Origin of the sequence: Streptomyces sp. NPDC050842, from assembly GCF_044456565.1 — a bacterium.
In the GTDB taxonomy this organism is placed as follows: domain Bacteria; phylum Actinomycetota; class Actinomycetes; order Streptomycetales; family Streptomycetaceae; genus Streptomyces.
Window position 1 is genome coordinate 39,943 of the sequence record NZ_JBITGA010000018.1, and the last position, 23,852, is coordinate 63,794.

Below are 23,852 nucleotides of genomic sequence, written 5' to 3' on the forward strand. Positions count from 1 at the left end.
GCCGAGGTCTGCGCCCGCGCGGACCTGGCCAAGCCCGTGCCCGTCGCCGCGAACATCCAACTGCTCCCATGACCAGCATCGACCGCCTCACCAACCTCTGCCCCCGCCGCTCACCGCCCCGTCGACGGACTGGCCCTCGGCTGAGCAGTCCCTCGGCATGTCGCTGCCGACGGACTACAAACAGATCGCCGACACCTACGGACCAGGCGCCTTCTGCAGCTTCGTTCACCTCTACCAGCCGCACGCGACCACCCCCTGCACCAGCATCACCGGCTCCATGCCATCCACGATCCGCACCCAGCTCCAGCACAACCGTGACGGCGGCCGGCGTGCTACTCGTCAGGACATCGCGTTGTCCCTTCCCGGGCAGGACTGCGCCGCAGCGGAGCGAGCCTTCGCGGCTCTGCGGCGCTGAAGGAGAGCACCGTGGCTGGGCACCGCTACGACAGGCCGCGGGGAACGGCACCGGCGGGGCGTAGGCCTGGCGGCTCAGTGGGGTGCGAACCAACGGACGACCAGGGTGCAGCCACGTAACCCCGGGCGCCGGGCACAGGCCGCGTGACTCCGGACGTTCTCATGCCGGCCTGCGGGGGGGCGTTGCCGTTGCATCGAGGCGGCCGCCGGGCTTCAGCACCGTTGCCCGGGCCCGATGACCGTGAGTCCCACCTGCCCGGCGAGCCAGTGCGCGTACGGCTCCCTCATCTGACGGCCGTCGACGTCGACGCTGCGAACGTGGACGAGGACGGTGTGGTCGTCGGCAGGCTGGTCGCACTCGCGGGTGCTGGTGTTGAGGAGGAGCGTGACCTCTGCGTGCTTGGACTCGCCGCGAAAACCCACCTCGGGCGCGTCCGGCCAGCACAGGTCCTGCCAGTTGATCTCGCCCACGCTAGGGCCGATCGCCGCCGTGAAAGCGTCCTCGACGCTGCCGACCGCCTGGTCGAGCAACTCGTAGTCCACCGGTAGCCGCCCTTCGTACGCGGTCGGGTCGGTCGGCAGGCCTGCCCCGCGGACGCCTACGAGCCATGCGGGGAGGTCCTCGAACGGCACCCGGTCGTCGAACTCCCCGTAGTGCTCCTGTCCCCGGAACCACCCCTCAGGTAGCTCCTTCGCACCCCGCCGCACCTCGTCGACCGAGCGGAGCTCCGCGTAGAGGGAGACGTTGGTGTACTCGCAGCGGCCGAACTCCATGAGGCGGCGCGCGAGGCTCAGGGCGAGTACGGGGTCGGGGCTACGGAAGACGGGATAGGCGATGTCGTTGGACATGAGGGGACTGTGCCACGGTCCATCACCGCCGGTCATCGCATTTTCGGCCCAGGCCGGTGCGTCAGGCGGGGTGTCCGGCCGTGGCCGGCCAGGCGCCCCGTTCGGACAGGTGGAGCACGAGAGCCGCGATGTTCCAGGCGTCGTCCTCGCCCCGGTGGTGACGGCCTTCAAGGCGCAGCCCGGCCGTCTCCAGGGCCTGTGCCATGCCGGGGCGTTTGCGCAGGCCGTATGCCTCGGTGAAGACCGCCTTGGCGTTGGTGTGGTGGCGGCCGAAGGGGTAGGGCGTCCGTGTGGCCCGGCACTGCCGGGTGAACTGGTGGCGGTCGTAGTCGCCCCAACTGACCCACGGCCGGGTCCCTGCGCGGTGCTCGGTCGCCAGCAGCCGGCACGCCTCGGCGAAGCTGACCCCCTGATCGACTTCGTGTTGGGTGAGGCTGGTCAGCTCCGTGCAGAAGTCGCTGACGGTGGACCGGGCGGGCCTCACCAGGATTCGGTGCCGGGCGAGGCGCTTACCGGCGTCCAGGTCGATGACGGTCAGTCCGATCTCGATGATCTCACTCACCGCGCCAGGCGGCTGGGAACCAGCCCAGCAGGTCGCTTCGACGTCCACGACGTTGACGAGGTGCTCGGGCCAGGTGCTGTCCATGGCGGGGAGCATAGGAAGGGGCCGCGGCTGGGGCACCTGGTTTTAGGGGCTGGCCGAGATCGACGAGGCGTTCAGGCTCTTTGACCGCGACAACGACGAGAAGCTCTCTCTCCTCAGGAACTGGTGAGCGCCCTGAGAGCGCTGGGCCACAACTCGACAGGGGCTGAACTCCAGGGCTTGCTCAAGCACGCCGATCTCGATGGCGACGGCGTTCAAGGAGCACGACAAGGACAGCGATGGTTTCATCAGCGTCGACGATGTGCGGCGCGTCTTGACGACACTCCGCGAGCGGCTGACCGCCGACGAGGTCGTTGATATGAGCCGCGCCGGCGGATCCGCCCTCCGTGATCGGTCCCGCGGCCGCCCCACACCAAGGTGGGCGCATGCCCGGCCCACGGCTGCTCTCGTCCACAACGGTGGCTACGACCAGTCGGCGGAACACGTCCTGCTGGTAAGCCGGGGATGGAGCAGCAGCGCCGGCACCCTTTGGTGCTATGGGGCCCGGTGAGGTCCTCCGTCTTCGCCACCGTACGTGGGGACGCCGAATGCCGAGAGTCAGCAGTTCAGCAGGTCTGGCCCGACGCGGCAGCAGACACCTTGCCCGACACGCCAAACCCCCACCGCCGTAGACGCGTCCGGGGCCGCAGGATCCGGTGGCGGAAGCATGGCCATGGACGACGCTGTAAGATCCCGGGCGCCTGCGGATGGCAGTCCGTTCCGGCCTCCTTGCTGAGAGACTCAGCACGTACGGATTGCGCCCGGCCGGGTGGGGCGCCGCACACCATGCCACGAGAGGGAGCACCGTGTTCGTCGCCTTCGCCTCGGTCGAGGAGATCCTGGACCTTCGCCAGCGGGTCCTGCGTCCCGGGCAGCCCCGCGAGAGCGCCCTCACCGACGTCGACCTGCTCCCGGACACCTTCCACCTCGCCGCCCGCACCGACAGCGGCGAACTCGGGGCCTGCGCCACCTTCAGCACCGAACCCCTGCCCGACACCCCCGCATTGGCCCCCTTCCCCGCCGAGGGAGTGTGGCGGCTGCGGAAACTGGCCAGTGACCCGACGGTACGCGGGCAGGGCTTTGGCAAGGCCGTACTGGCCGCGGGCCTCGACGCGTGCGCCGCACGTGGAGGCCGGCTCGTCTGGTGCAGCGGCCGGCTCGCCGCAGCCGGCTTCTACCGGCACCACGGCTTCACAGCGGTCGGCGACCAGTACACCGTCCCCGGCATCGGCCAGCACCACCACTTCGTCCACACACTCCCCTCATCGCGTGATAGCCAGCCGGTGCCAGGGGCGGGGCGGGCCTCGGCCGCTGACCCCTGCTGAAGACGGCTTGCGCCAGAGTCCGCGTCAGCGTGAGAGCTCGCACCTCGGAGGTGGTCCTTCACCGCGGTGCGCGCGATCTTGGCGGTACGGCGGTACTCCCGCACGTAACGGCCAGTGGGCGACATGGAGCAGGGCTCAGATACGGGGCCAGTCCTGGCTGGCTGTCACCTCGCGTGCGATGCGACGCCACTGGTCCTCTCCCCCGGGCAGGGGCCATGCCCAGGTCAGCCGTTCCGCGGTGTTCAGGTCGTGAAGGAGGCGGACGAGCTGCGGGCCTGCGCTGGCGGCACCATCCGGGACGGTGGGGCCGTGAACGGTGCGGAGTTCGGCGAAGCGTGCCAGTTCGCCCTCGTAGAAGCCCACGGCCTCATTGATGCGCGCGGCCAGGTCATCGCGCGGCACCGTGCGGTGCAACTGCAGCAGCGGAGGCTCGACGGATTCGGCGATCGCCGCGGCGAGCCGCGCGTGACCGTCCAGGATCAGATGGCAGTCCAGGCCACTGACCCACCACAACAGGACGGGTGGGAGCGTCCCTTCACGGGCCTGCTTGCGGTACGCCTTGACCCGGCTGTCGTCGGCATCGGGCATGGGCCGCAGCGGAAAGACCTCCCACGAATGAGAATGGAGGAACCAGTCGATGTATCCGTCCGGATGCCCGTCGACGAGCATCGAGCGCCAGTACTCGGCATGCGAGGTGTCGGCGTAGCGCCAACGCCGGAGCGGACTGTCGCACGAGAGCAGCCACCGACCCTCATGCAGGGGGCCGTCCGGCGAGTCGGCGAGGTACTGCGCAAAGCGGTGAGCCCATCGTTCCGGGCTGCCTGCCAGGGCGCGCCCGGCATCGGCGCGCAACGGCGGGACGAAGGAGCGGTACTCATCGGTGCGCCAGAAGTCCACGCCCTGGAGTTGCTCGTCGACAACGGCGAGCACTACGAGCCGCGACAGCTGGGAGACCAGCAGGTGCGGACCGGCACTGCGCACGCGCAGCCCCGGCTGGTGGCGGTCCTGTACGTCCAGGGACAGGCCCACCCACGTGCCGTCGTCCCTCGTGACATCGCTGCGCTGCATGGCGAGAGCGTAGACGGCTGCTGAGGTGCGTCCTGATGGCACCCTTGGCCGTCCGACACGACCCGCTCGATCCACGGCCTGGTGGCACGCCCAGAGACACCCGCTCGCCTCCGGCCCGCGTTCCGAACCGCTCGCCGCTAGCCGACCGCCGCCGCTCCTGGCCGTTGCGATCCTCGCCCAAGGCCATCCGGCCCTGTTCCTATGGTGCTCCTTCGCCGCTGTCGCCGGCGTAGCCCCGACCGGAGTCCGGCTGGTCTGCGTTCCGGTTCGAGGGGAAGTAGGTGCGGGTTCCGGAGACGATCTCGTTGTCCCCGCGGCTGACGATGATGGCGTTGACCGTCTGCGTGTCGAACTCGCAGTTCACGAGCCTCCTTGTGCCGACTGGTTCGGGTACGCGTCCGAGCCGGAGCGTGTCCAGGGTGATCCATTCCTCGGGGATTCCCAGGTGGGCGGCGTAGTCGGAGGGGGTGGGCAGGTCCCCGCCATCCGAGAGTTCGGGGGATGCGTCGATCATGGCGTGGAGTACCTGGGTGGCGCGTGCGAGCTTCGGGCTCGCCTTCTGGAACGCGAAGTACAAGTAGCCGACGCCGAGTGAGAACGCTGCCACCCCGATAGCGAGGCCGGGGGAGGCAGGGGAGACTTCGTCGATCCAGCGCCCGGAGGCGGCGTCGTTCCAGCGGAGCCGGGTGGTGATCTGCGGTGCCCAGCCGACGAAGGCCGCGATGACGGCGACGAATGCCGCGGTGAGTGCGACCTTGGCACGCCGGATGTGGGTGGCGACGGTTCCCCGGTGGATACCCGTGATCTGGGCGATCTCGGCGTGGGTGTAGTCCCAGCCCTCGTTGAGCAGGACGAGCCGGCGCTGCTGCGGGGAGAGCTTCCCGAGGGCTCGCCCGGCGTCGAGGACGGCGTCGGTGTCCTCTTCGAGGTCGGAGACCCACAGAGCCTTGTGGCCTTCAGACGTCGAGGCCGTGGTGTCGACAGGCTCGGCCGCCTTGCGGCGACCGACGTCCCTGACCCGGTTACGGATGACGGCGCACAGATAGCCGTAGAGGTCGCCGATCTCCGTCTTCTCGCTGTTGGTGAGGATGGTGACGAGGGCGTCCTGGACGATGTCCTCGGCGCCGGCGCGGGAGGAGGGCAGGCCCTCGTCCCGGAGTTCGCGCCGGGCCAGGCGCAGGAGTGCCCGGCCCTTGTCGTGGTGGACGGCGAGGAGCTGTTCGTTGAATGGGGTGGAGGTGTCAGGCACGGCCGACGCCCTTGTTCGGGGCTGTGCGGGCGGTGGGGAGAGTGGCCTGGGCGCGGATGATTTCGGCTTCGCCGTGGGCGCGGATGATTTCGGCTTCGCCGTGGGCGCGGGCGAGGTCGGCGAGGGCGTGTGCGTGGATCACCTCGGCCTCCCCCCGGGTGTGGTTGCGGTCCTGCATGATCTTGATCAGTTTGTCTGTCATGGGGACGAGGACGACCAGGACCGCGGCGATGAGGAGCTCCATTGTGTTCCTTCCGGTGGGGCTCGCGCGGCGGTTCCGTGCGAGCTGTTCACCAGGGAAGGGGTGCGGGAGCGACGTCTGCATGACACGGCCCGTGCACTTTCAGTGTGGAGCCCTGCTCCTGGGGCCCTGCGGCCGGAGGTGAGAAAGAATCTTGGATGGGGTGTCATGCAAACGCGGCGCTCACCCCCCTCACCCGGTAGGGGACTCGTGTCCGCAACCGCAAGGCCGGACTACTGACCCGAAAGGACTGCCTGTCCCGAACTCGACGCCCTCACTGGGCATGTGCGCTCCTTTCGGCCACGGTCTGTCAGCACCAACTACCAGGGCTCTCGGGCTACACCGCTGACAACCAGATGACGACTCTTCACTGAGACTCCTCGCAAACCATCAGCAGGGCCGGGGCAGGTCGTCCATCCGTTGGCTATGGCCATGCCGGTCATTGTCCCCAGCCGTTTAGGGGACACGCGGGCCGCTTCCGACGCGTTTTCCTCCCCGTCGGGCATTCCTTGGTGGAACGAAAGGGAGACATGATGCCGCTCTATCTATCGAGGTTCAGCTACACACCGGAGACGTGGGCGAGGCTGACCGTCCACCCCGAGGACCGCGCAAAGGCCGCTCAGGCGTACATCGAGTCCGTCGGCGGGGAGCTCCACGGCTTCTGGTACGCCTTCGGCACGCACGACGGCTACAACCTGTGGGAAGCCCCCGACAACGTGTCCATGGCCGCGGTTGCGCTGGCGATCAGTGGAGGGGGCGCGCTGAGCTCGTTCGAGACGACGGTTCTCCTGACCGTCGATGAAACCATGGATGCCCTGCGCAAAGCCGAACGAGTCCAGTACCGAGCGCCGGGCGCGTAGCCATCCAGGCCGATGCGCACTCCCCCGCCGGCCATCAATCACGGAGGCCCGCTGCCTGGAGTGGCGGCGGGCCTCCGGCCCTGCCGACTGCGTGTGTGCCTGCTTCGCTCCGGCGTACGAAAGGCGCGGGCAGGCCGCGCCTCTACCGCCAGAGCGTGCTCGCGCCTCCACTGTGCCTCGGGAGCCTCCGAGGCCCTGTTCTTCGAGCCCCCTTTGGCAGCCACGTGCTGGTGGGCTCGCACGATCGTGGAATCGATCGCGACCAGCCGGTCCACGTCGGCATGCGTCTGGGCCATGGCCAGGAGACGGTCGAAGGTACCGTCGGCGGCCCAACGGGCGAACCGTCCGCGGACGGTCTGCCACGGGCCGAACCGCTCGGGCAGGTCCCTCCAGGGCAGACTGGTACGGAACTTGAACACGATGCCCTCAACGACCTGCCGGTGATCGCGGGCCACCGGCCACGAGCCCGTCCCACCGGCGGCAACAACGGCGCGATCACCGCCCAAGCGGCGTCAGAGATTTCCCCATCCCTCGCCACCTGGCCAACGATCCGATGATCGGACAGACGCTCCCTAGGACCTGTCCGGCCGGTCACGGGTACCGTCCGGAGCGGACGAGGCCCCGGTGGCGGAGCGAGGGGAAGGGGAATGTGGTGGTCGAGCGATACCGCGTGGAGTGGACCTATGAGGGAAGCGCGATGGCGTCGTACGACACGTACGACCTGCCCGGCGCCGAGCAGTACCAGGCCAGGGTGGCGGAGGACCCGATCGCCAAGGACGTCCGGATCGTCGAGTACGGGCCGGAGCCATGAGCCTCTGCCTTGATCCGCCGGACACGCCCTAGCGGCCTGGAAAACGGGACACACCGACCAGGACGGTTCCAGCGAGGAAGAGCCCAGCGCCCACTGCCATGAGCGTGGGGAGGGCGTTCCCTGCCGGAGTGAAGGTGAAAACACTGGAGAAACAGCAGAGACCGCTCCCCGTCAACACCTGCCCAAGCGCATGAGGCACAGGACGCAGGACCCGGGCTCGCTCCCAGGGATGAATCCAGCCGGTGAGAAGCTCGACCACACCGCTTATCGCCACCGCCAGAGAAACCGCGATGAGCGCCCCCAGCCCCACATACTGCATCCCGCCTCCTGGCGGCCATCGTGGCACAGCCTAGAGGGTGTCCGGCCCTGATCCGCCGGGCAGGGCCTCGCCACCCGCGCCCGACGTCCGCCACGCGAACCACCCCTCGAACCCCGCCGTCAGCTCCGGGTCCCCATCCACCCGCAGCGCCCCCGCACGGCGCACCGCCCCGATCGTCGTCGTGCCCGCCACCAGACGGTGCAGCTCAGCGAGGTCCCCGCTCACCCACAGGTCCACCTCGTACCCGGGATGCACCCGGCACGCGCTGGCGTCGTCGCCGGAGGCGCGGCCGGGCAGCACCAGCCAGCCCCGCTCCGTGCCCAGCGCGAATTCGACGACCACGCGGCGCTCCGGCAGCGCCTCGGTCCGCACGTACTGGCGGAGCCGCCACACCGCCTGCCCCGCGTCGAGCTGACCGGGCTCCGGGTCGCCGAAGGACCAGCGGCGGGCCCAGTCGCCGAGCTGCCAGACGAGGGGTTCGAGCGCGGCCCCGGCGGGAGTGAGGCGGTAGGCGGGGCGGCCGGTGGGGTCGGGGGTGCGGGTGAGGAGGCCGTGGGCGCGCATGCGGCGCAGGCGGGCGGAGAGGAGGGTGCGGCTGATGCCGGGGAGCCCGCGGTGGAGGTCGTTGAAGTGCTCGGAGCCGAGCAGCAGTTCGCGCAGCACGAGCAGCGTCCAGCGGTCGCCGACAGCCTCCACGCCCGCGTTCACCGGGCAGTACTCGATCCCCCGCCGTACTCCCTGTCCCGTCCCCCGCATGCGTCGTCCCCCAGTCCCCCGGTCCAGGTTCTGTACCGGCCCGGCACGGCCGAGCATAGGACGCTCGACGGTGTGAATAACGTGAACACGTCGACCTGGGCCGCGGGCGACTACCCCGCCATGGCCCGCCTCCTCGTCCCCGCCGCCGACCGCGCTGTCGCCGCGGCCGCGCCCGGCCCCGGCACGACCGTCCTGGACGTCGGTACGGGCACGGGCAACGCCGCCCTCGCCGCCGCCCGTGCCGGCGCGACCGTCACCGCCGTCGACCCGACTCCTGAGCTCCTCGCGATCGCCGAACGCCGCGCGGCCGAGGAGGCCCTGCCCGTCACCTTCCAGGACGGCGACACCGCCTCGGGGACGTACGACCGCGTCCTCTCCGTCTTCGCCGCCATGTACGCCCCCGACCACACCAGGGCCGCCGCCACTCTCGTCCGCGCCTGCGCGCCCGGCGGGCGGATCGTGTCCGCGGCCTGGACCCCGGACGGCCTGATGGCCGCCGCCAACCGCGCGGCCGCGCCCTATCTGCCGGCCCCGCCGCCCGGCGGCCCGCCGCCGGCCCGGTGGGGCGACGAGGCGTACGTACGCGGGCTGTTCGCCGGCCACGAGGTCGCCACGACCGTCGAGCAGGTGCCCTTCGTCTTCGCGGCCCCGATGGCCGCCGCCGAGTTCTGGGTCCGCACAGCCGGCCACCTGCAGGCCGAGCGCGCCCGCCTCGAAGCCGACGGCGCCTGGCGCGCACTGCACCACGACCTGGCCGCCATCTTCGCCGGACGGGAGAGCTCCGCGACGTATCTCCTCGCGGTCATCAGCGCCTAGGTCGTTTCCTTCGGATCATCCGATCGTTGGTTGATGTCTGTCGTTGACTGATGCCCAGTGGGCGAGGATCGAGCCGTAGCTGCCGGACAGGACGCCGAAGCGGGATGGCCGTTGGCGGGATCACCGACAGGTGATCGACGCGATCGCGTTCACGGACGCCGTGGATGGACCTGCCCGAGCACTTCGGGTCGTGGAAAGGCGCCCACAACCCCCTGCGGAGATGGGCGGCCGACGGCACCTGGGAGAAGGTCTTCACCGCCCTGCCTGCCCAGGCCGATGACGAAGGCGACCTCGACTGGGTCGTCGCGGTCGACTCCACGAGCGTCCGCGCTCATCAGCACCGCCGGGGCCCGTCAAAAGGGCCCCGGCCGGCGAGCCGGAGCATCATGCCCTCGGATGCTCCCGCGGCGGCTTAACCACCAAGATCCACTTCGTCGCTGCGGCCGGAGGCCCGTGTGACAGGAGTCGCGCCGGCGTATGCCTTCATGGCTCTGGCGTCCGCGAAGCGTTCGCGGTCGTCGCCGATCTCGGCGAGAACGCGTGCTCCAGAGAGCACGGAGAGCCCTGGGAAACCGGTGATGCTCTCGGCATCCGGGTGCGCGAGGAATGCCTCTTCCGTCGCCACCGCCAACTGGGCCACGCTGACGCAAGCGGCGTCGACCTGCCGGATGAGTGCCACTGCCTGCTGTCCCAGAGCCTGTTCGACCTGCGGCAGCTGCCGCAGGGAGTCCGCGCGGAAGATTGCCCGAAATCGCTCGACCTCGGCTTCGATCCCACAACGTGGACGCTCACCGCGCTTGAGCAACGCGCGCAGCTGGCTGCGGGTGAGCTTGGCGGCGTCGGCCGGCGCGGGTGCGGCAGTCAAGATCACGCGAGCGCGCGGCGAGTCGAGTCCGGGTTTTCCAGCGCCGTGAAAGGCAGTGAGGGCGGCTGGATAGTACTCGCGCAGGCGTGACCGAAGCCCGTTGATCATCTGTTGCCGGTCTCAGATGGCGTCCTGGTGAGCGCGGGCCAGGACGGCGACGGCCTGCCCCGCTTCGCTGTCGTCGGGCAGAGGCCGGTGGGCATGCCGGTCGGTCCGGAGGATGTTGGCCAGAACCCGGGCGTCCGCTGCGTCGGACTTGGCTCGGGAGACGCTGGCGCGGTCGCGATATCGGGCCGCGGCCAATGGATTGATTGCGTAGATCTGGCGGCCGGTGGCCCGCAAGGCGGCGACGAGAAGCCCGCGGAGCGTCTCGATAGCGACCGGAAGTTCCATCAGTGCGTGGAAGCCGGCGCTGTCGTCGCTGATCCCTAGCTTTGCAACTTGGGTTCCGTCCTGGTCGACCAGGGCTATGTCGTGATGCCCTTCCGCCCAGTCAATGCCGCAGAAGATCTTGTTCAACCCTGTGCCTCCGTATGAATCTGCAGGTTGGACCTGTGCGGAGCACGCGGCGCTCTAATAGAAGTGCTCAAGGCACGCCATCTCATGAGCCGTTCGTGTCTCCAGCGACCGACAGGGACCTCGGTCTGCTGGAGAGCTCATGGCTCGCGAACTGCTGAGATGTGGCCCCTGTCGGCGGGCTGAGGACATGAAACCTGGATCCGAGCTCCTGCCGGGCAGGACCAGTCTTTGACGACAGATCAAGATCCCGGAACTACCGAAGGTCTCCGCCCGGCAGGGCGCGGGCGAGGCAGAGCCGGTCTGAACACAGGGGTCGAAGCACCAGAACGGCGGCAGTCTTCCACCTCGCATCGGGGCCCTTGCACTGCCGTGCTCGGGCTCACCGATGAGCTATTAGAACTACCGGTACTCCACCGACCACCAGGTCGTCATTGACGCGGATACCCGCCTGGTCGTTGTGGTCGGTGAGCCTTGGCCCGGCAATCGCAACGACTGCCGGGCATGGGAGGAGTCTGGCGCGAAGGCCGCCGTGGGCACGACCCGCACGATGGCCGACGGTGGCTATCCGGGCACCGGCCTCCTCATTCCCCACCGCCGCACCCCGGGCGAAGAGTTGCCGCGCTGGAAGCGCGAGCACAATCGCTCGCACAAACAGGTCCGGGCCCGCGTCGAGCACGACTTCGCCCGCATGAAGACCTGGAAGATCCTCCGCGACTGCGTCTCAAGGGCGACGGGGCCCGACACGCCATGCTCGGCATCGCCCGACTGCACAACCTCGCTCTCACGGGATAGCTTCTGCCGCATGCGAGACGTGAGAGGCCCCGGAAGACGGCTCCCCCCCTCGCAGTCTCGGAGGAGAATCAGGCGAGGCAGAACTCGTTGCCCTCGATGTCCTGCATCGTGATGCACGACTCGTTGACGCCATCGGCGCGCTGCGTCAGCACGTGTTTCGCGCCGAGCGCCATCAGCCGTGCGCATTCGGCCTCGAGTGTGGCCAGGCGCTCGTCACCCACGAGCCCTGTGCCGACCCGCACATCAAGATGCACCCGGTTCTTGACGACCTTGCCTTCGGGAACTCGCTGGAAGAGCACGCGCGGGCCCACACCCGAGGGATCAGCGCACGCGAAGTAGACCTCGTCCTCAGGCGGCAGCGAGTGGTGGTACTCCTCCCACGTGGCAAAGCCCTCCGGGACTGTCGGTACGACGTACCCCAGCACCTCGCACCAGAAGGCGGCGAGACGCGCAGGTTCAGCGCAGTCGAAGGTCACTTGGAACTGCTTGATCATTGACATCGGCGCACGATAACAGGAGCCCTGCCCATCTCCCCGGGCGGGTGGATCCACACGTTGCCGGGAGGACGGCCCCTGCCATCCGCTGCTGTGTCGTGCGGTCACAGGGTTGAACCGAGGTCGGCGCCTCTCCCAAAGGGTGGGACCCAGGATCCGACCTCAGTCGACCGCTCTCGTGCCAAAGATTCAGTTACGGGACAGCCCTTAGCCTCCCCCAGACCAGTGCATCACTCCGCCCGAATTGATCCAGAAGTCACCCCCTAGGTGTATTGACCCGCAGGGTGGTTGACGCGGTTGATGGGCGGGTGTCCGTTGAGTGCGGTGTGGCAGTGGCGGAGCCATTTGTGGGCCGTGGGCCGGGATATGCCCATCTCCGCGGCAGCATGCGCGACTGGGCGCCCGGAGCTGCTCACGTTCAACGGCACGATCATCAAGACCGGCACCGACTTCTACCGCCTCGCCGGCACCCAAGCCTGAGCCGAGGAACCCACCTAAGGGTTGTCCCGTAAAGATCTTGGAGTCGCCTCGGGCATAGCGGCCCGCCGTGCCACGTGCGACCTATCCGGTGCGGGCGAGGTTGTGCATCCGGTCGATGCCGAGCATGGCGTGGTGGACGCCGTCGCCCTTGAGGCGGTAGTCGCGGAGGATCTTCCAGGTCTTCATGCGGGCGAAGACGTGCTCGACGCGGGCTCGGACCTGCTTGTGGGACTTGTTGTGTTCCTCTTTCCAGGCCGGCAGTTCGGTCTGGCCGCGCTTGCGACGGTGTGGGATGACGAGTCCGGTGCCCGGGTAGCCGCCGTCGGCGATCGTGAGGGTCTTGCCGACGGCGGCCTTAGCGCCGGATTCCTCCCATACCTTGCAGTCGTTGCGGTTCCCGGCAAGCGGCCGGCCGACCACGACGACCAGGCGGGTGTCGGCGTCGATGACGACCTGGTGGTTGGTGGAGTACCGGTAGTTCTTCGACCGCTCGGCGATGGTGTGGTCGCGGGTGGGGACCAGGGTGCCGTCCACGATGAGCACGGTGTCCTTGGCGAACCGCTCGCGGGGCCGGAGCGCCAGCAGGGGTCCGAGGTGGTCGATGACTCGGCCGACCGTGGACTTCGAGACCCCGAACAGCGGGGCGAGCTGCCGCAACGTCAGATTGGTGCGCCAATATGCCGTGACCAGCAGAACCCTGTCCTCCAGCGGCAGACTCCACGGCCGGCCCCGGTGAACCGCATCTGCTCCATCGCGCCGCAGCGCGGTCAGCAGCTTGCCGAAGCAGCGCGGGCTCAGCCCCGCGAACTGGGCTATCCAGGACGGCTCCGACGCCGTGATCGCACTCGCCATTTCATGATCATCACTCAGGCCGGTTCCATGCCGCGACAATCCCACAGCTACGCTGATCGGGGCAGTCCACAGTGAGCAAGACCGGGGGAAACCGTGAACCGACCGCTGCTGTTCCTCGACGTGGATGGGCCACTCAACCCCTACGCAGCCAAGCCGGAGAGACGTCCCGACGGCTACACCACACTCCGAGTTCCCAGGAACGACGCCCACGAGGACGACCGGGGCCTCTCGTCCCGACGGCGCCCCCTGCGGGTCTGGCTCAACCCAGAGCACGGGCGAATCCTGCTCGAACTCGGCTTCGAGCTGTGCTGGGCCACCACATGGATGGACGACGCCAACCGGTGGATCGCACCGGTCCTCGGTCTTCCGGAACTGCCCTTCGTCGACTTCGGCGACGTCCTACTTCACGAACGCCCCGATGGAGTTCACTGGAAGACCGGACCGCTGGTGAACTACGCACACGGCCGCCCTTTCGCCTGGGTGGACGACGAGCAGAGCGATCTGGACCAGACGTACGTGACCGCCCACCACCAAGGGACCGGGCTCCTGCACCACGTCAACCCACGGATCGGCCTACGAGAGAACGACTTCCGCACGCTCGCCGACTTCGCCCGGTCCCTGAGCACTTCACGAACCACCAGCTGAGCACCCACCAGCTCTTCAGACTGCTCCGCACCCGGATCCAAGATCTTTGCGGGACAGCCCTTAGAAGCCGTATCTCAACCGAACGCGATCGCTTGATTTTCGCTGGTCAGGCATGGTCTAGCTCAGCGTGAGGGATGCATGCGGCGTTTTGTTTTGGCTTCGTGATCGAGGGGTGCGCGATGGCGTCGGTGCTGGGAATGCTGGAGGAGCGGGAGACAGCGGCCCGAGTGCGGGTGGAGGGACTGCCGGAGGAAGCCGCCCGGCTGGCTGGGGTGCTGGAGGCCGCAGAGATCGAGCTGGACCGGCGGGTGATCGCGCGGGAGGAGCTGATGGAGGCCCTGGCGGCCTCGGCTGCCGAGACCACTGCCGTGACCGAGGCCGCGGCGGAATCCGCGCCCGCGCCGGTGCCGGGCTCGATCGTGCCGCCTTGGCATGAAGGACTGCCGGTGACGGTGCTAGCGCCGGACTACCAGGGGATTCTGGGCGTGCTGGAGGAGCGGCAGTCCGCGGGCCAGCAGCCGCTGAAGGCCAGGGAGATCACGGCTCGGCTGGGCTTGGAGACATCGTCGGCGAAGGTCGAGGGGGTGCGCTCGAAAGCCCGGCGGCTGGCCGAGCGCGGGTGGCTCCTGCTCGAGGCGTCCGGGGCATTCAGTGCCGGCCGGCGGCCCGTGGCCGTGCCAGACGCCGGCTCATCCGCGTGACCATCGACCAATGGATCATCGCCTCGCTGCTGGCCGGCAACGTCTCGTAGTCCCGGGCCAGCCGACGTGAATGCATCAGCCACGCGAACGTGCGCTCTGCCACCCACCGCCTGGGCAGCACCACGAAGCCCGTCATGTCGTCGGTGCGTCTGACGATCTCCAGGGTCAGGGCGAGTTTCTCCCGTGCCCAGTCGACCAGGCCACCGGTGTAGCCGCCGTCAGCCCAGACCAGGGTGATGTCGCGGTGCAGGCGCCGCAGCCGCCTCAGCAGGCCCGTTGCGGCGTCCCGGTCGCCGATGTTCGCGGCGGTCACCGCGACGACCAGGAGCAGGCCGAGTGTGTCGGTCACGAGGTGCCGTTTGCGCCCGGGCACCTTCTTCCCGCCGTCGTAGCCACGTGAGGCGGCCGGCACCGTCGCGGCGGCCCGCACCGACTGCGCGTCGATGATCCCCGCCGTGGGGGAGGCCTCACGGCCCTCGCGTTCACGCACCCTCCCGCGCAGCCGGTCGTGGAACTCGGTGATCAGCCCGTGCTCACGCCAGCGGCGGAAGAAGGCATAGCCCCGGCCCCAGGCGGGGAAATCCGCGGGCATCGCCCGCCACGAGATCCCGCCCGCGACCAGGTAGCGGATCGCGTCCAGCAGCTGGCGGTGGCAGTAGCCCTCAGGCCGCCCGCCCCTGCCCTGAAGCCAGGTCGGCACCGGCAGCAACGGCCGGACAGCCGCCCACTCCGCGTCCGTCATGTCCGACGGATAGCGGCGCACCCGGTCCGGATGGTCGGCCGCGTTGCCGTACACGTGCGCGAGGCAATCGCACGACACGGCGGGCAAGTTGAAGTGAAGGGGCTCGGGCACGTACAACAACGACAACAGGGCCTCCGGAACCGCTCGGATGGGATCGCACCCCCGAGCTACCAGGAAGCCCTGCCTTCATGCACGCACGGCCGGAAGACCACCCGACCAGGAACTCTGTTCGACCGGGCGGTGCGGCGGCTCCACGAGGAGGACCAGCCGGCCCTGGTCGTGGACGTACGCGCCGGGGCCGACGGACGCCACGGGGTGTGCGCCGACGCGCGTACGCCCTCGGCACCGCCGCTGGTCGCGTACTGCTCGGCTCCGCGCGGGCGCGCTGCCCGCTACTGCGCCCAGTCGAAGACGCCCGACTCCAGGTCGATCTGGGCGTTGCCACCGCCGAAGTTGACCCCGCCGACGCCGTCCTCCAGCTCGAAGACGTACGGCGTCAGCCCCTCCGGCAACGTCTGGCAGGGCATCACCGTTCCGCCGAGGTGCGAGATGCCCTCGACGGACGACCAGAACGCATCGAGATCCTTGTCGTCCGAGGACCAGGCCTCCACATAGCCGCCCTCGCCGTCCTCCGCCGGGGCGATGCCGGTGTTCGGGTCGCCGGTGCGCTCCCCGATCCAGACCGTGATTTCGGGGGCGCTGTCGTCCCAGGCGTTCTGGCCGCGGCTGTACTTGTCGCCGAGGCCGTCCGGCCGGATGTCGGCGGGGGGATCCATGCGGGGCGCGGCGAACTCCGCGGCGGTGAGCCAGATGAGCGCGTGCGCGCCGCCGATCACGTCCTCCAGGTCCTGCTGCCGGGGGTGGCGGGCTGCGGCCGTCGCGGCCACCGCGGCGAGGAACGGATCGGCGGCCTGCTCCGGGGTGGGCACGGTGCCCGCCAGCAGCTCGTCCACGCCCTCGATGTCGTCGGCGACGTGGTCGTCGGCGTGGAAGAAGGAGACGGCTACCAGGTCCTGGCCCTTGCGCCGGTAGTCCTCCGGCAGTTCGAGGGTGATGACATGGGTCATCGGCAGTCCCGTGACAGGGCTCCGGGGCCAGGAGGCCGTTCCGATGCCGGGCGCACGACCGCCGCACCACCCGGCGACGCGGGCCCCGGGCAGATCGATCTCGACGGGCTTGCCGGGCCGGACCGACAGCGCGTCCACGGACTCTCCGAACCCCAGGTCGTATGCCTTCACTGTGTTCCTCGTTCATTCCGTTCGACTGCGACGGTGCTCAACCTACGCGAGGCCTCCGACAGTCCCCGTCCCCGTCGTTCCCGCTCGGTCCGCCCGGGCACCCGAACCAGTCTGCTCGTACACCAGCCGCCCACTCCGCGTCCGTCATGTCCGACGGATAGCGGCGCACCCGGGCCGGATGATCGGCCGCGTTGCCGCACACGTGCGCTTGGAAGATCACCCGACCAGGAACTCTGTTCGACTTGCACGTTCCAAGATCGATTGAGATACGGCTTCTTAGGCTTGCTGACCGCCCCGCCGGCCGGTCAGAGGATGCCGGATTACTGGCCCGACCTGGTCCAGAACTGCCGCGGCGCGAACCCCTCGCGCCGCAGCCAGTGCTCGGTATAGACGATCCGCTCTGCCTCGTGCACGACGAGAGGCCCTGTCGGCGGTTCGTCGATGGAGAACGACCGCTCGACATGGTCGAACTGCGAAGTCGAGGTGGAAGTACCGCACTGGCGTCGCGAGTGGCCCCTCTGGGCCCGCCGTCGCGAGCACGCACATGTTCTGCGACGACAGCAGGTTGAGTATTCGCTCTTCCAGACGCCCTCGGTCGAGGCGCTTCTTCGGGGACGGTCCGGCCAGCCACTCGTTGGTCACAGGCATGATCGAGTACCCCACGCCGCGACCCTTGGTTCTCCGGAGCCGGGGCAGCCACGACCGTCGGCAGCGCCGTCAAAAGTCGGTTCTGGCACAGATCTTGGGAGTCGTCTCAGAGCGTTACTTCGGTGTTCGGTTGCAACGAGTCCGGCTCGTGCGAGACGGCGTACGCCTTGGCGCCTGACAGCCGGAAGTGGCGCTCCCTCAGGTGTATTCCTTTCGCGGCTTTGGTCGGCTGTGGACGGTGATGGTGCTGGTCATGCAGATCAATGCACCGCTCTGGGACTCGCTGGTGTTCTACGGGATCGACGATGTGGAGGTCGAGGCGGTTACGGCCGCGTTCGGCACGGTCGAGGTATTGGCGCGAGGTCACGCAGGCGGCGCTTCATGTCCGGACTGCGGCCGCTTCTCGGGCCGAGTCCACGACCGTTACCAGCGCCGACTGAGAGACCTTCCTCTGGCCGACCAGGGCTTTGTGATCCGGCTGACGGTCCGACGCTTCATCTGCGAGTCGACGGACTGCCCACGCCGGACCTTCGCCGAGCCGTTCTCTCGGCTGGCTGTTCCGCACGCGCGGTTCACCACACGGCTCTGCGCAGTTCAGTACTCAGCGGGTGCTGGGAATGGACGACTTCGCGATCCGTCGCGGTCCGACCTACTCCACCGTGCTGACCAGCGTCGAAGACCGTCGCGTGGTCGATGTGCTCCCGACGCGGGAAGCCGGGCCGCAGGCCGCCTGGCTGGATCGCTACTCCGCCGTGGAGATCATCTGCCGGGACGGGACGTGCCGGCGCCTACGCCGAGGGCGCCCGACGCGGCGCCCCCGACGCTCTGCAGGTCACCGACCGCTTTCACCTGTGGCAGGGCCTGGGCCAGGCCGTGGAGACCTGCGTCGCCGCCCACCGCGACTGCCTGCGCACCCCGACGCCCTACGGCACGCTGCCTCAGAACACCCCACTGGCTTCCGAACGGCCGCAGAACGACGCAGATCCCGTCGGTCGGCGGGCCGAGCGCAAGACGGCAGCACACGCCCAGGGCCACTCACGCCGGGCGACCGCCCGGCACCGGGGTTGGGGCCTCAACACCGTCCTCCGGTATGTGAACGCCACACGCTGGCAGGACACCATCCGCGAAAACCAGCCCCGTGCCACAGGCCCGACCCCTACAAGCCCTACCCCGAACGACGATTCTCAGAGGGATGCACCAGCGTCACCCACCTCCACGGCGAGCTGGTCGCCGAGCAAGCTCCCGTCACCTACGTCATGGTCCGCGCCCACATCGCCACCTTGCGCGAGGCTCCATCCGCAGCACCGCCGCGACCCACCGACGGTGCGGCAAGTGATCGGCTGGCTCACCCGCCACCCCACCGCCCAGCACGAGGAGGACCGCGTCAGGCTGAAGGTCGTCCGGACGCGCTGTCCCGAACTGGACACGGCCGCCGGACACGTCCGAGACTGCGGTGAGATCCTCTCAGGCCGCCTCGGTGCCACGCTCCCTTCCTGGAGCGACGCCGTCGACGCCAGCCAGCTGCCCCGGCTCACCGGATTCTCCCTCCACCTGCTCCGAGACCTGGACGCCGTGACTGCCGGCCTCACCCTGGACTGGAACTCGGGCAGCATCGAAGGCGCCGTGAACCGCATCAAAAAGATCAAGAGGCAGCTTTATGGCCGAGCCGGCTTCCACCTGCTCCGAAAGATGATCCTGCTGCAGTAGCCCGGAAGCAGGCTCTTGCTGATGCGGGTTCGGCGGGCTAGAACTTCGTGTGATCACCTTTGTGTGTGCCGCCTGCGCTCGCCCTCTGACCAGGACTGTGCAGATGTCCGAGACGCTGGTCAGGCCCGAGTTCGACGGACGGGTCGGACCCGACGGGTACCGCCGGGCCCCGGCCACCATGAACCAGGGGTTCTATGCTCTGGAGCCCGAGCCATGGGGCGCCCCGTTTCTTCCCACGGACGAATGCATCGCAGTGTTTCCCGGAGGTCCGGCTGTTGCCGATCCCGACGGACACGGGTTCCTCACGTCCGCAGGCCCCCGGAATACGATCGTTCTCCATCCCAACGACGCGCCGGACCTGTTGCGCGACCTTGATGGGGACCACGGAGGCTGCTGCGGGCTGCATGGCCAGGGTGGGCTGAATCGACTGTGCCCGTGCGGCGCTGCAGTGGGAACAGAGATCAGCGAGTGCTACACCGCGTACGAACTCCACCTCGACCCAGTACGGGTCGACGCACGAGACGTCACCATCGCCTGATCGTCGGAGTTCGTGGGACAGGTCAGCAGCTAGACGGATCCGAGGCTCAGCCCCTCCCGCATCCTCGAACACCGCGATGACTCTCCGCGCCGGCTCCCCAAGATCTGTGCCTGCCAGAACCCAGTTCTGACCTACGTAGCCATCCACCCGACCACATCGTCGGCCCCGTCCGGCGCATTCGCCGGACGGGTCGTGCCGAGCGGCCTGCCCGGCCCCACGAGCGGCCCGAGACTCACCCGTGACCTGCGGAAAGTTCCACGACGGGGATACGGCAGGTTTCGTCGCCGCGCACACAGGATCGTCACCGAACCGACATACCAAGCGGTCGGAAACCCTCTTACGCAGGGGCCATACCCATGAGTAACGTACGCGGGACCATCAGCGCCACCCGCCCGTTCCCCGGGGCGGCAAGGAGCAAGATCGATGTCGTACCACCAGCCTTTCCCCGGCCCACCGCCCGTACCGCAGCACCGGAATGCCGGGCGGCACCGCCAAGAGGCGGCGTCGCAGTCCTGGGAGGGTGGATCGCCGTCCTGGGACACCGATCCACAGGCAGCCTGGGACTCGTCCCCGCGAGCGTGGGACTCCTCGCCGCAGGGCTGGGACTCCGCGCAGCAGCCCTGGGACGCGTCCCCGCAGCCGCAACCGCCCGCCGCCAGCGACGATCGTGATGATCTGCGTCGGCTCGGATCGGCCTACCGCAGGCTCCGCCGCGTCGCCACCTTCACCGCGCTCGGCTACTTCGTCATCTTCCTATTCCTGTCCGGCTACGCCCCCTCGATGATGACCAGCAGCATCACCGGTGGTCTCACCATCGGACTGGTTCTGGGGCTCCTCCAGCTGCCCGTGGCACTGGCGGCGATCGTGCTGTACGAGCGGATCGCGCGCAATCGCGTCGACCCGCTCGCCGCGGCGATCCGCGAACGCGCTGAGCAGGCGGCCGCGGCAGCCGCGCCCCGGCCAGAACGCCAGAGCCGCTCCGGACGTCCCGTATGGCAGCAGCCCACCGGAGGTGCGCGCGCATGACCAGCTTCAGCTCCGGGGCCCAGACCATGTCGCTGATGGCGTTCATCGCGGTCATCACTGTCACGCTGCTGCTGTGCGTGATGACCGGCCCCGATCGTGACGACCTGGGCGAGTTCTACACCGGCTACCGCTCGCTCTCCCCCGTGCAGAGCGGCCTCGCGATCGCCGGCGACTACATCTCCGCCGGCACCGTGCTCGGCACCATCGGCATCATCGCGCTCGTCGGCTACGACGGCGTCACGCTCGCCCTGAGCACCGTGCTCTCGCTGGTCCTGATGATGTTCCTGCTCGCCGAACCGCTGCGTAACGCCGGCCGGTTCACGATCGGCGACGTCTTCACCCGGCGTCTCCCCGGCCCCGCCGTGCGGATCACCACGGCCGCGGTCACCCTGACCGCACTGCTGCCGCTGGTGATCTTCCAGCTCGCGGGCGCCGGCGATCTCCTCTCCGTCATCCTCGGCTTCGACGCCGACGGCTTCAAGACGGGAGCGATCGTGTTCCTGGGCCTGCTGATGATCGCGTACGCGGCGATCGGAGGCATGAAGGGCACCGCCTTCATCCAGATCGTCAAGACCGTCGTCCTGCTCGGCGCGTCCCTCGCGATCGCCGCGCTCATCCTCAACCGCTTCGACTTCAGCCTGCCCTCCCTGCTGGACGCCGCCAAGCGCGGCAGCGGGGCGGGAGACGCCTATACCGCCTCCGGTCTGCAGTTCGGCGGCAACGAACTCGACATGATCAGCACTCAGTTGACGGTCGTGCTCGGCGCCGCGGTGCTGCCGCAGATCACCATGCGCATGTTCACCGCGCGCAGCGCGGCAGCAGTGCGGCGCTCGATGTCCTGGGCCGTGTCGACCGTCGTCGTGACCTGTCTGCTGATCGCCGTCATCGGCTTCGGCGCGGCGGCGATCGTCGGCCACCAGGGGATCGTCGCCGGCGACCCGCAGGGCAAGACAGCGTTCCTCATGGTCAGCCAGGCCGTCATGGGCACGGACCAGACGACCGTCGAGACACTGCTGTTCGCGGCCGTGGCGACAGCCATCTTCCTCACCCTGCTGGCCTCGGTCGCCGGGATCACCCTCGCCTGCGCCAACACCCTGGCGCACGACCTCATCACGCACGGGCTGCGCCGCAAGGCGCAACTGAAGGACTCCGCAGAGATGGCCATCGCCCGGACCGCCGCGGCGGGCGTCGGGCTCGTGGCGATCGCGATCGCCGCCGGTGCACGGCATCTGAACCTTCAGGCACTGCTCACCCTGTCGTTCTGCATCGGCGCGTCCGCGGTCGCACCGGCCCTCATCTACAGCCTCTTCTGGCGCCGCTACTCCCGTACGGGACTGCTCTGCACCCTCATCGTGGGCAGCGCCTCCGCGTTCATCCTCATGACAGGCAGCAACCTGGTGTCCGGATCGCCCCAGGCGATCTTCCCGGACCAGGACTTCAACTGGTTCCCGTTCACCACGTCGGGCATCCTCTCGGCCCCGCTGGGCTTCCTCGCGGGCTGGCTCGGCACGGTGCTCTATGAACGCGACCCGGCCGACCAGCGCATGCGGTACGAAGCGGTGGAGGAGACGATCCTGGCCGGCACACCCGCGGCGAACAGCGTCTCCGCGTCCTGACGCGCACGCCCCGACGAAAGGGCGCCCGGCCGGAAGTTCCAGGCCGGGCGCTCGTCGGACGCCTGGAAGGGCTCGCACCCGGCATCCGCTCGGAAGCCGAGCGCTGGACCGTGTCCTGCGCGACGGCGGCCCCCGCAGTCTCCCGCGACGGGAGGGCACGGTCTGTCTGTCTCAACCAGGTCCGTCCGGCGTTGCTGAAGTGATCGAACCGTTACGACCACCTGCGGGAGGTGACTCGCGCCGACGTCCTCGCCCACATGAAATCCGTGGAGGGCCGCCATCGACGTGATCAGCTTGTCGCCCTGCGGTCCCTGTTCACCTGGGCCAAACGGCACGGGTTGATCTTCCGCAACCCCACCAGCCGGATCAAGGTCGGGCAGAACGAGTACGGCGTGTGCAACCGCTCCTCCCCGAACAAGTGGATCGCTCCGTCGCGGCTGCGACCACCCCTGCGGCGGCTCGTCCTCGTGCTCGCGGCGGTCCACGCCGCCCGAGTCGCCCAGATCGCCACCCTCATGCTCGACGACGTCGATCTCGGCAACCGTCGGCTGACAATCGCCGGACGCGCCCGGCCTCCCGACGACCTCACCCTGAAGCTTCTGGCGGACTGGCTGGACTAACGGCGGCGCCGGTAGCCGGCACGGCAAACCTCCACCTGCTGATCAACAACCAGACCGCCAACACGACCAGCCGAGCCGGCAACCACTGGATCAGCGCTCCGATGCGAGGACAGGATGCGACGCTGGAGCAGCTCCGCGTCGACCGACAACTCGAAGCGGCCAAGACCCACGGGCCCGACCCACTCCATCTCGCGGAGGTTCTCGGGCTCGCCGCGAAGACCGCGATGCGCTACGCGGACTCCGCGCGAGCCCTGCTGGAACAGGCCCCTGAACAGCACCTTCGATGAAATCTGCTCGACCGGGACGCACCGTGAAGGGAATCATGGACGAGTGACGTCGACCGAAGCAGCAATCGCTCTACAGGACCATGCCGCCCTCTGGAGCATGGGGGAAATCCGCGCGAGCGAGGTCGTCAACGCCGCCTGTGATGCGCTCGTCGCCGGACTCGACACCACCGGGCTTCGGATCCTCGCCGCCTGCACGCGCGCCGAGGCGGACTACGACGTCCACGACCTGCTTCCCGCAGCCCTCGCCGAACTCGGCCTCACCTTCTATCCGGTCGCCAGCGAGGCCGGCCAGGAAGCCGCCGCCCGAGCCCTCGCACGCCACATGCTCGCCGGCGAGCTCACGCCTCGGGAGTTCACTTTCCGGATTCATCAGCGCTACGGACATGAGCTGCTCCTGACCGAGCGGCTCGCCGAACTCGACGACGAGTACGACGTCCTCGAATACGGCGACAGAACCGTGGCCCAGGTCGATGCCGAAGTCACGGCCGAAGCCCGCCGCCTCGCAACCCACCCCACGGTTCCTGCCGAACCCACGGACACGCCCAGCTGATGCACACGGACCGACCCGCGAGTCCCCACTGAACGGACTTCGGTTTCCCTGAACCCGCGCGCCTCCCGGAGGCTTTGGAACATCGGTACAGAGCGGTTATCGGTGAGATTGATCTTGACGCGAAGGGGCACAGCCCGCCGGCCCTCGGTCAGGAATCCCCGTCCCACACGACGGCCACTCC

The 23,852-nt window shown here is 68.9% G+C and carries 25 protein-coding genes and 5 pseudogenes; 17 read left to right on the forward strand and 13 right to left on the reverse strand.

Annotation, left to right across the window (positions count from 1 at the left end; translation table 11 throughout):
• Positions 1–157 precede the first annotated feature (157 nt).
• A complete protein-coding gene (locus ACIBG6_RS37985; protein ID WP_399227333.1) occupies positions 158–415 on the forward strand; it encodes a hypothetical protein in 258 nt (85 codons plus the stop codon).
• Positions 416–627: 212 nt separating this feature from the next.
• On the opposite strand, the gene ACIBG6_RS37990 is transcribed toward ACIBG6_RS37985, so the two are convergent.
• The gene (locus ACIBG6_RS37990; protein ID WP_399227334.1) at positions 628–1,263 is read right to left on the reverse strand and encodes a hypothetical protein; all 636 of its coding nucleotides are present in this window, start codon (positions 1,261–1,263) and stop codon (positions 628–630) included.
• A 61-nt stretch (positions 1,264–1,324) separates the two neighbouring features.
• Complete coding sequence (locus ACIBG6_RS37995; RefSeq protein ID WP_399227335.1) at positions 1,325–1,909, reverse strand: exonuclease domain-containing protein; 585 nt, start codon at positions 1,907–1,909, stop codon at positions 1,325–1,327.
• Positions 1,910–2,108: 199 nt separating this feature from the next.
• Here ACIBG6_RS37995 and ACIBG6_RS38000 point away from each other — a divergent pair, with 199 nt between their 5' ends.
• Together ACIBG6_RS38000 and ACIBG6_RS38005 are read left to right on the forward strand one after the other, a co-directional pair.
• A complete protein-coding gene (locus ACIBG6_RS38000; RefSeq protein ID WP_399227336.1) occupies positions 2,109–2,417 on the forward strand; it encodes a hypothetical protein in 309 nt (102 codons plus the stop codon).
• 295 nt (positions 2,418–2,712) lie between these two features.
• Positions 2,713–3,231 carry a GNAT family N-acetyltransferase gene (locus tag ACIBG6_RS38005; protein WP_399227337.1) on the forward strand — a complete coding sequence of 173 codons (519 nt, stop codon included), beginning with the start codon at positions 2,713–2,715 and terminating at the stop codon, positions 3,229–3,231.
• A gap of 135 nt (positions 3,232–3,366) precedes the next feature.
• On the opposite strand, the gene ACIBG6_RS38010 is transcribed toward ACIBG6_RS38005, so the two are convergent.
• From ACIBG6_RS38010 to ACIBG6_RS38020, 3 genes are all read right to left on the reverse strand, one after another.
• Entirely contained in the window at positions 3,367–4,299 is a 933-nt protein-coding gene (locus tag ACIBG6_RS38010; RefSeq protein WP_399227338.1) for a hypothetical protein, read from the reverse strand.
• A 199-nt stretch (positions 4,300–4,498) separates the two neighbouring features.
• Positions 4,499–5,548 carry an RNA polymerase sigma factor gene (locus ACIBG6_RS38015; RefSeq protein ID WP_399227339.1) on the reverse strand — a complete coding sequence of 350 codons (1,050 nt, stop codon included), beginning with the start codon at positions 5,546–5,548 and terminating at the stop codon, positions 4,499–4,501.
• Complete coding sequence (locus tag ACIBG6_RS38020; protein ID WP_399227340.1) at positions 5,541–5,792, reverse strand: hypothetical protein; 252 nt, start codon at positions 5,790–5,792, stop codon at positions 5,541–5,543. Before ACIBG6_RS38020 ends, ACIBG6_RS38015 begins: the two co-directional genes overlap by 8 nt.
• 530 nt (positions 5,793–6,322) lie before the next feature.
• On the opposite strand from ACIBG6_RS38020, the gene ACIBG6_RS38025 reads away from it, so the two are divergent.
• Positions 6,323–6,649 carry a GYD domain-containing protein gene (locus tag ACIBG6_RS38025; RefSeq protein ID WP_399227362.1) on the forward strand — a complete coding sequence of 109 codons (327 nt, stop codon included), beginning with the start codon at positions 6,323–6,325 and terminating at the stop codon, positions 6,647–6,649.
• 224 nt (positions 6,650–6,873) lie between these two features.
• Here ACIBG6_RS38025 and ACIBG6_RS38030 read toward each other — a convergent pair.
• A pseudogene (locus ACIBG6_RS38030) lies at positions 6,874–7,148 on the reverse strand (transposase); the annotation flags it as partial.
• A gap of 153 nt (positions 7,149–7,301) precedes the next feature.
• Between ACIBG6_RS38030 and ACIBG6_RS38035 the strand changes: the two are divergent.
• Positions 7,302–7,460: a hypothetical protein gene (locus tag ACIBG6_RS38035; protein ID WP_399227341.1), complete on the forward strand. Its 159-nt coding sequence runs from the start codon at positions 7,302–7,304 to the stop codon at positions 7,458–7,460.
• A 349-nt stretch (positions 7,461–7,809) separates the two neighbouring features.
• Here the strand turns inward: ACIBG6_RS38035 and ACIBG6_RS38040 are convergent, their stop codons facing one another.
• Positions 7,810–8,535 (reverse strand): winged helix-turn-helix transcriptional regulator, encoded by a 726-nt coding sequence (locus tag ACIBG6_RS38040; protein WP_399227342.1) that lies wholly within the window; start codon positions 8,533–8,535, stop codon positions 7,810–7,812.
• A gap of 81 nt (positions 8,536–8,616) precedes the next feature.
• Here ACIBG6_RS38040 and ACIBG6_RS38045 point away from each other — a divergent pair, with 81 nt between their 5' ends.
• Together ACIBG6_RS38045 and ACIBG6_RS38050 are read left to right on the forward strand one after the other, a co-directional pair.
• On the forward strand, positions 8,617–9,351 hold the full coding sequence (locus tag ACIBG6_RS38045) for a class I SAM-dependent methyltransferase (protein WP_399227343.1): 735 nt from the start codon (positions 8,617–8,619) through the stop codon (positions 9,349–9,351).
• A gap of 155 nt (positions 9,352–9,506) precedes the next feature.
• Positions 9,507–9,767: pseudogene (locus ACIBG6_RS38050) on the forward strand (transposase); the annotation flags it as partial.
• Between the two features lie 23 nt (positions 9,768–9,790).
• Here the strand turns inward: ACIBG6_RS38050 and ACIBG6_RS38055 are convergent.
• Positions 9,791–10,735, reverse strand: a pseudogene (locus tag ACIBG6_RS38055) (transposase); the annotation flags it as partial.
• A 397-nt stretch (positions 10,736–11,132) separates the two neighbouring features.
• Here ACIBG6_RS38055 and ACIBG6_RS38060 point away from each other — a divergent pair.
• Positions 11,133–11,527, forward strand: a pseudogene (locus tag ACIBG6_RS38060) (transposase family protein); the annotation flags it as partial.
• A 68-nt stretch (positions 11,528–11,595) separates the two neighbouring features.
• On the opposite strand, the gene ACIBG6_RS38065 reads toward ACIBG6_RS38060, so the two are convergent.
• Positions 11,596–12,027 (reverse strand): VOC family protein, encoded by a 432-nt coding sequence (locus tag ACIBG6_RS38065; RefSeq protein WP_399227344.1) that lies wholly within the window; start codon positions 12,025–12,027, stop codon positions 11,596–11,598.
• Positions 12,028–12,582: 555 nt separating this feature from the next.
• The gene (locus ACIBG6_RS38070; RefSeq protein ID WP_399227345.1) at positions 12,583–13,353 is read right to left on the reverse strand and encodes a transposase; all 771 of its coding nucleotides are present in this window, start codon (positions 13,351–13,353) and stop codon (positions 12,583–12,585) included.
• Positions 13,354–13,446: 93 nt separating this feature from the next.
• Here ACIBG6_RS38070 and ACIBG6_RS38075 point away from each other — a divergent pair, with 93 nt between their 5' ends.
• Both ACIBG6_RS38075 and ACIBG6_RS38080 read left to right on the forward strand, forming a co-directional pair.
• Positions 13,447–13,998, forward strand: a complete 552-nt coding sequence (locus ACIBG6_RS38075) for a hypothetical protein (protein ID WP_399227346.1) — start codon at positions 13,447–13,449, stop codon at positions 13,996–13,998.
• Positions 13,999–14,177: 179 nt separating this feature from the next.
• Complete coding sequence (locus ACIBG6_RS38080) at positions 14,178–14,699, forward strand: hypothetical protein (protein WP_399227347.1); 522 nt, start codon at positions 14,178–14,180, stop codon at positions 14,697–14,699.
• Here the strand turns inward: ACIBG6_RS38080 and ACIBG6_RS38085 are convergent.
• From ACIBG6_RS38085 to ACIBG6_RS38095, 3 genes and pseudogenes are all read right to left on the reverse strand, one after another.
• Entirely contained in the window at positions 14,647–15,441 is a 795-nt protein-coding gene (locus ACIBG6_RS38085; protein ID WP_399227363.1) for an IS5 family transposase, read from the reverse strand. The genes ACIBG6_RS38080 and ACIBG6_RS38085 overlap by 53 nt on opposite strands.
• A 392-nt stretch (positions 15,442–15,833) precedes the next feature.
• On the reverse strand, positions 15,834–16,679 hold the full coding sequence (locus tag ACIBG6_RS38090; protein ID WP_043224315.1) for a hypothetical protein: 846 nt from the start codon (positions 16,677–16,679) through the stop codon (positions 15,834–15,836).
• A 320-nt stretch (positions 16,680–16,999) separates the two neighbouring features.
• Positions 17,000–17,327, reverse strand: a pseudogene (locus ACIBG6_RS38095) (pyridoxamine 5'-phosphate oxidase family protein).
• Positions 17,328–17,580: 253 nt separating this feature from the next.
• Here ACIBG6_RS38095 and ACIBG6_RS38100 point away from each other — a divergent pair.
• From ACIBG6_RS38100 to ACIBG6_RS38130, 7 genes are all read left to right on the forward strand, one after another.
• Complete coding sequence (locus ACIBG6_RS38100; protein ID WP_399227348.1) at positions 17,581–18,423, forward strand: transposase family protein; 843 nt, start codon at positions 17,581–17,583, stop codon at positions 18,421–18,423.
• 236 nt (positions 18,424–18,659) lie between these two features.
• Positions 18,660–19,034, forward strand: coding sequence for a hypothetical protein (locus ACIBG6_RS38105; protein WP_399227349.1), 375 nt, complete (start codon positions 18,660–18,662; stop codon positions 19,032–19,034).
• Positions 19,035–19,995: 961 nt separating this feature from the next.
• Positions 19,996–20,598: a DUF485 domain-containing protein gene (locus ACIBG6_RS38110; RefSeq protein ID WP_399227350.1), complete on the forward strand. Its 603-nt coding sequence runs from the start codon at positions 19,996–19,998 to the stop codon at positions 20,596–20,598.
• Positions 20,595–22,214, forward strand: a complete 1,620-nt coding sequence (locus ACIBG6_RS38115; protein ID WP_399227351.1) for a cation acetate symporter — start codon at positions 20,595–20,597, stop codon at positions 22,212–22,214. The genes ACIBG6_RS38110 and ACIBG6_RS38115 overlap by 4 nt, the downstream gene beginning before the upstream one ends.
• Positions 22,215–22,444: 230 nt before the next feature.
• Entirely contained in the window at positions 22,445–22,834 is a 390-nt protein-coding gene (locus ACIBG6_RS38120) for a hypothetical protein (RefSeq protein ID WP_399227352.1), read from the forward strand.
• Positions 22,835–22,935: 101 nt separating this feature from the next.
• Positions 22,936–23,121 (forward strand): hypothetical protein, encoded by a 186-nt coding sequence (locus ACIBG6_RS38125; protein WP_399227353.1) that lies wholly within the window; start codon positions 22,936–22,938, stop codon positions 23,119–23,121.
• 43 nt (positions 23,122–23,164) lie between these two features.
• Positions 23,165–23,671: a hypothetical protein gene (locus ACIBG6_RS38130; RefSeq protein WP_399227354.1), complete on the forward strand. Its 507-nt coding sequence runs from the start codon at positions 23,165–23,167 to the stop codon at positions 23,669–23,671.
• Positions 23,672–23,852: the final 181 nt, after the last annotated feature.

What these genes read in the sequence shown, in the direction of transcription:
- ACIBG6_RS37985 (WP_399227333.1), top strand. Translation starts at nt 158, where the DNA reads ATGTCGCTGCCGACGGACTACAAACAGATCGCCGACACCTACGGACCA.
- ACIBG6_RS37990 (WP_399227334.1), bottom strand. Translation starts at nt 1,263, where the DNA reads ATGTCCAACGACATCGCCTATCCCGTCTTCCGTAGCCCCGACCCCGTA.
- ACIBG6_RS37995 (WP_399227335.1), bottom strand. Translation starts at nt 1,909, where the DNA reads ATGGACAGCACCTGGCCCGAGCACCTCGTCAACGTCGTGGACGTCGAA.
- ACIBG6_RS38000 (WP_399227336.1), top strand. Translation starts at nt 2,109, where the DNA reads ATGGCGACGGCGTTCAAGGAGCACGACAAGGACAGCGATGGTTTCATC.
- ACIBG6_RS38010 (WP_399227338.1), bottom strand. Translation starts at nt 4,299, where the DNA reads ATGCAGCGCAGCGATGTCACGAGGGACGACGGCACGTGGGTGGGCCTG.
- ACIBG6_RS38020 (WP_399227340.1), bottom strand. Translation starts at nt 5,792, where the DNA reads ATGGAGCTCCTCATCGCCGCGGTCCTGGTCGTCCTCGTCCCCATGACA.
- ACIBG6_RS38025 (WP_399227362.1), top strand. Translation starts at nt 6,323, where the DNA reads ATGCCGCTCTATCTATCGAGGTTCAGCTACACACCGGAGACGTGGGCG.
- ACIBG6_RS38040 (WP_399227342.1), bottom strand. Translation starts at nt 8,535, where the DNA reads ATGCGGGGGACGGGACAGGGAGTACGGCGGGGGATCGAGTACTGCCCG.
- ACIBG6_RS38065 (WP_399227344.1), bottom strand. Translation starts at nt 12,027, where the DNA reads ATGTCAATGATCAAGCAGTTCCAAGTGACCTTCGACTGCGCTGAACCT.
- ACIBG6_RS38070 (WP_399227345.1), bottom strand. Translation starts at nt 13,353, where the DNA reads ATGGCGAGTGCGATCACGGCGTCGGAGCCGTCCTGGATAGCCCAGTTC.
- ACIBG6_RS38080 (WP_399227347.1), top strand. Translation starts at nt 14,178, where the DNA reads ATGGCGTCGGTGCTGGGAATGCTGGAGGAGCGGGAGACAGCGGCCCGA.
- ACIBG6_RS38085 (WP_399227363.1), bottom strand. Translation starts at nt 15,441, where the DNA reads ATGACGGACGCGGAGTGGGCGGCTGTCCGGCCGTTGCTGCCGGTGCCG.
- ACIBG6_RS38100 (WP_399227348.1), top strand. Translation starts at nt 17,581, where the DNA reads ATGCAGATCAATGCACCGCTCTGGGACTCGCTGGTGTTCTACGGGATC.
- ACIBG6_RS38110 (WP_399227350.1), top strand. Translation starts at nt 19,996, where the DNA reads ATGTCGTACCACCAGCCTTTCCCCGGCCCACCGCCCGTACCGCAGCAC.
- ACIBG6_RS38115 (WP_399227351.1), top strand. Translation starts at nt 20,595, where the DNA reads ATGACCAGCTTCAGCTCCGGGGCCCAGACCATGTCGCTGATGGCGTTC.
- ACIBG6_RS38125 (WP_399227353.1), top strand. Translation starts at nt 22,936, where the DNA reads ATGCGAGGACAGGATGCGACGCTGGAGCAGCTCCGCGTCGACCGACAA.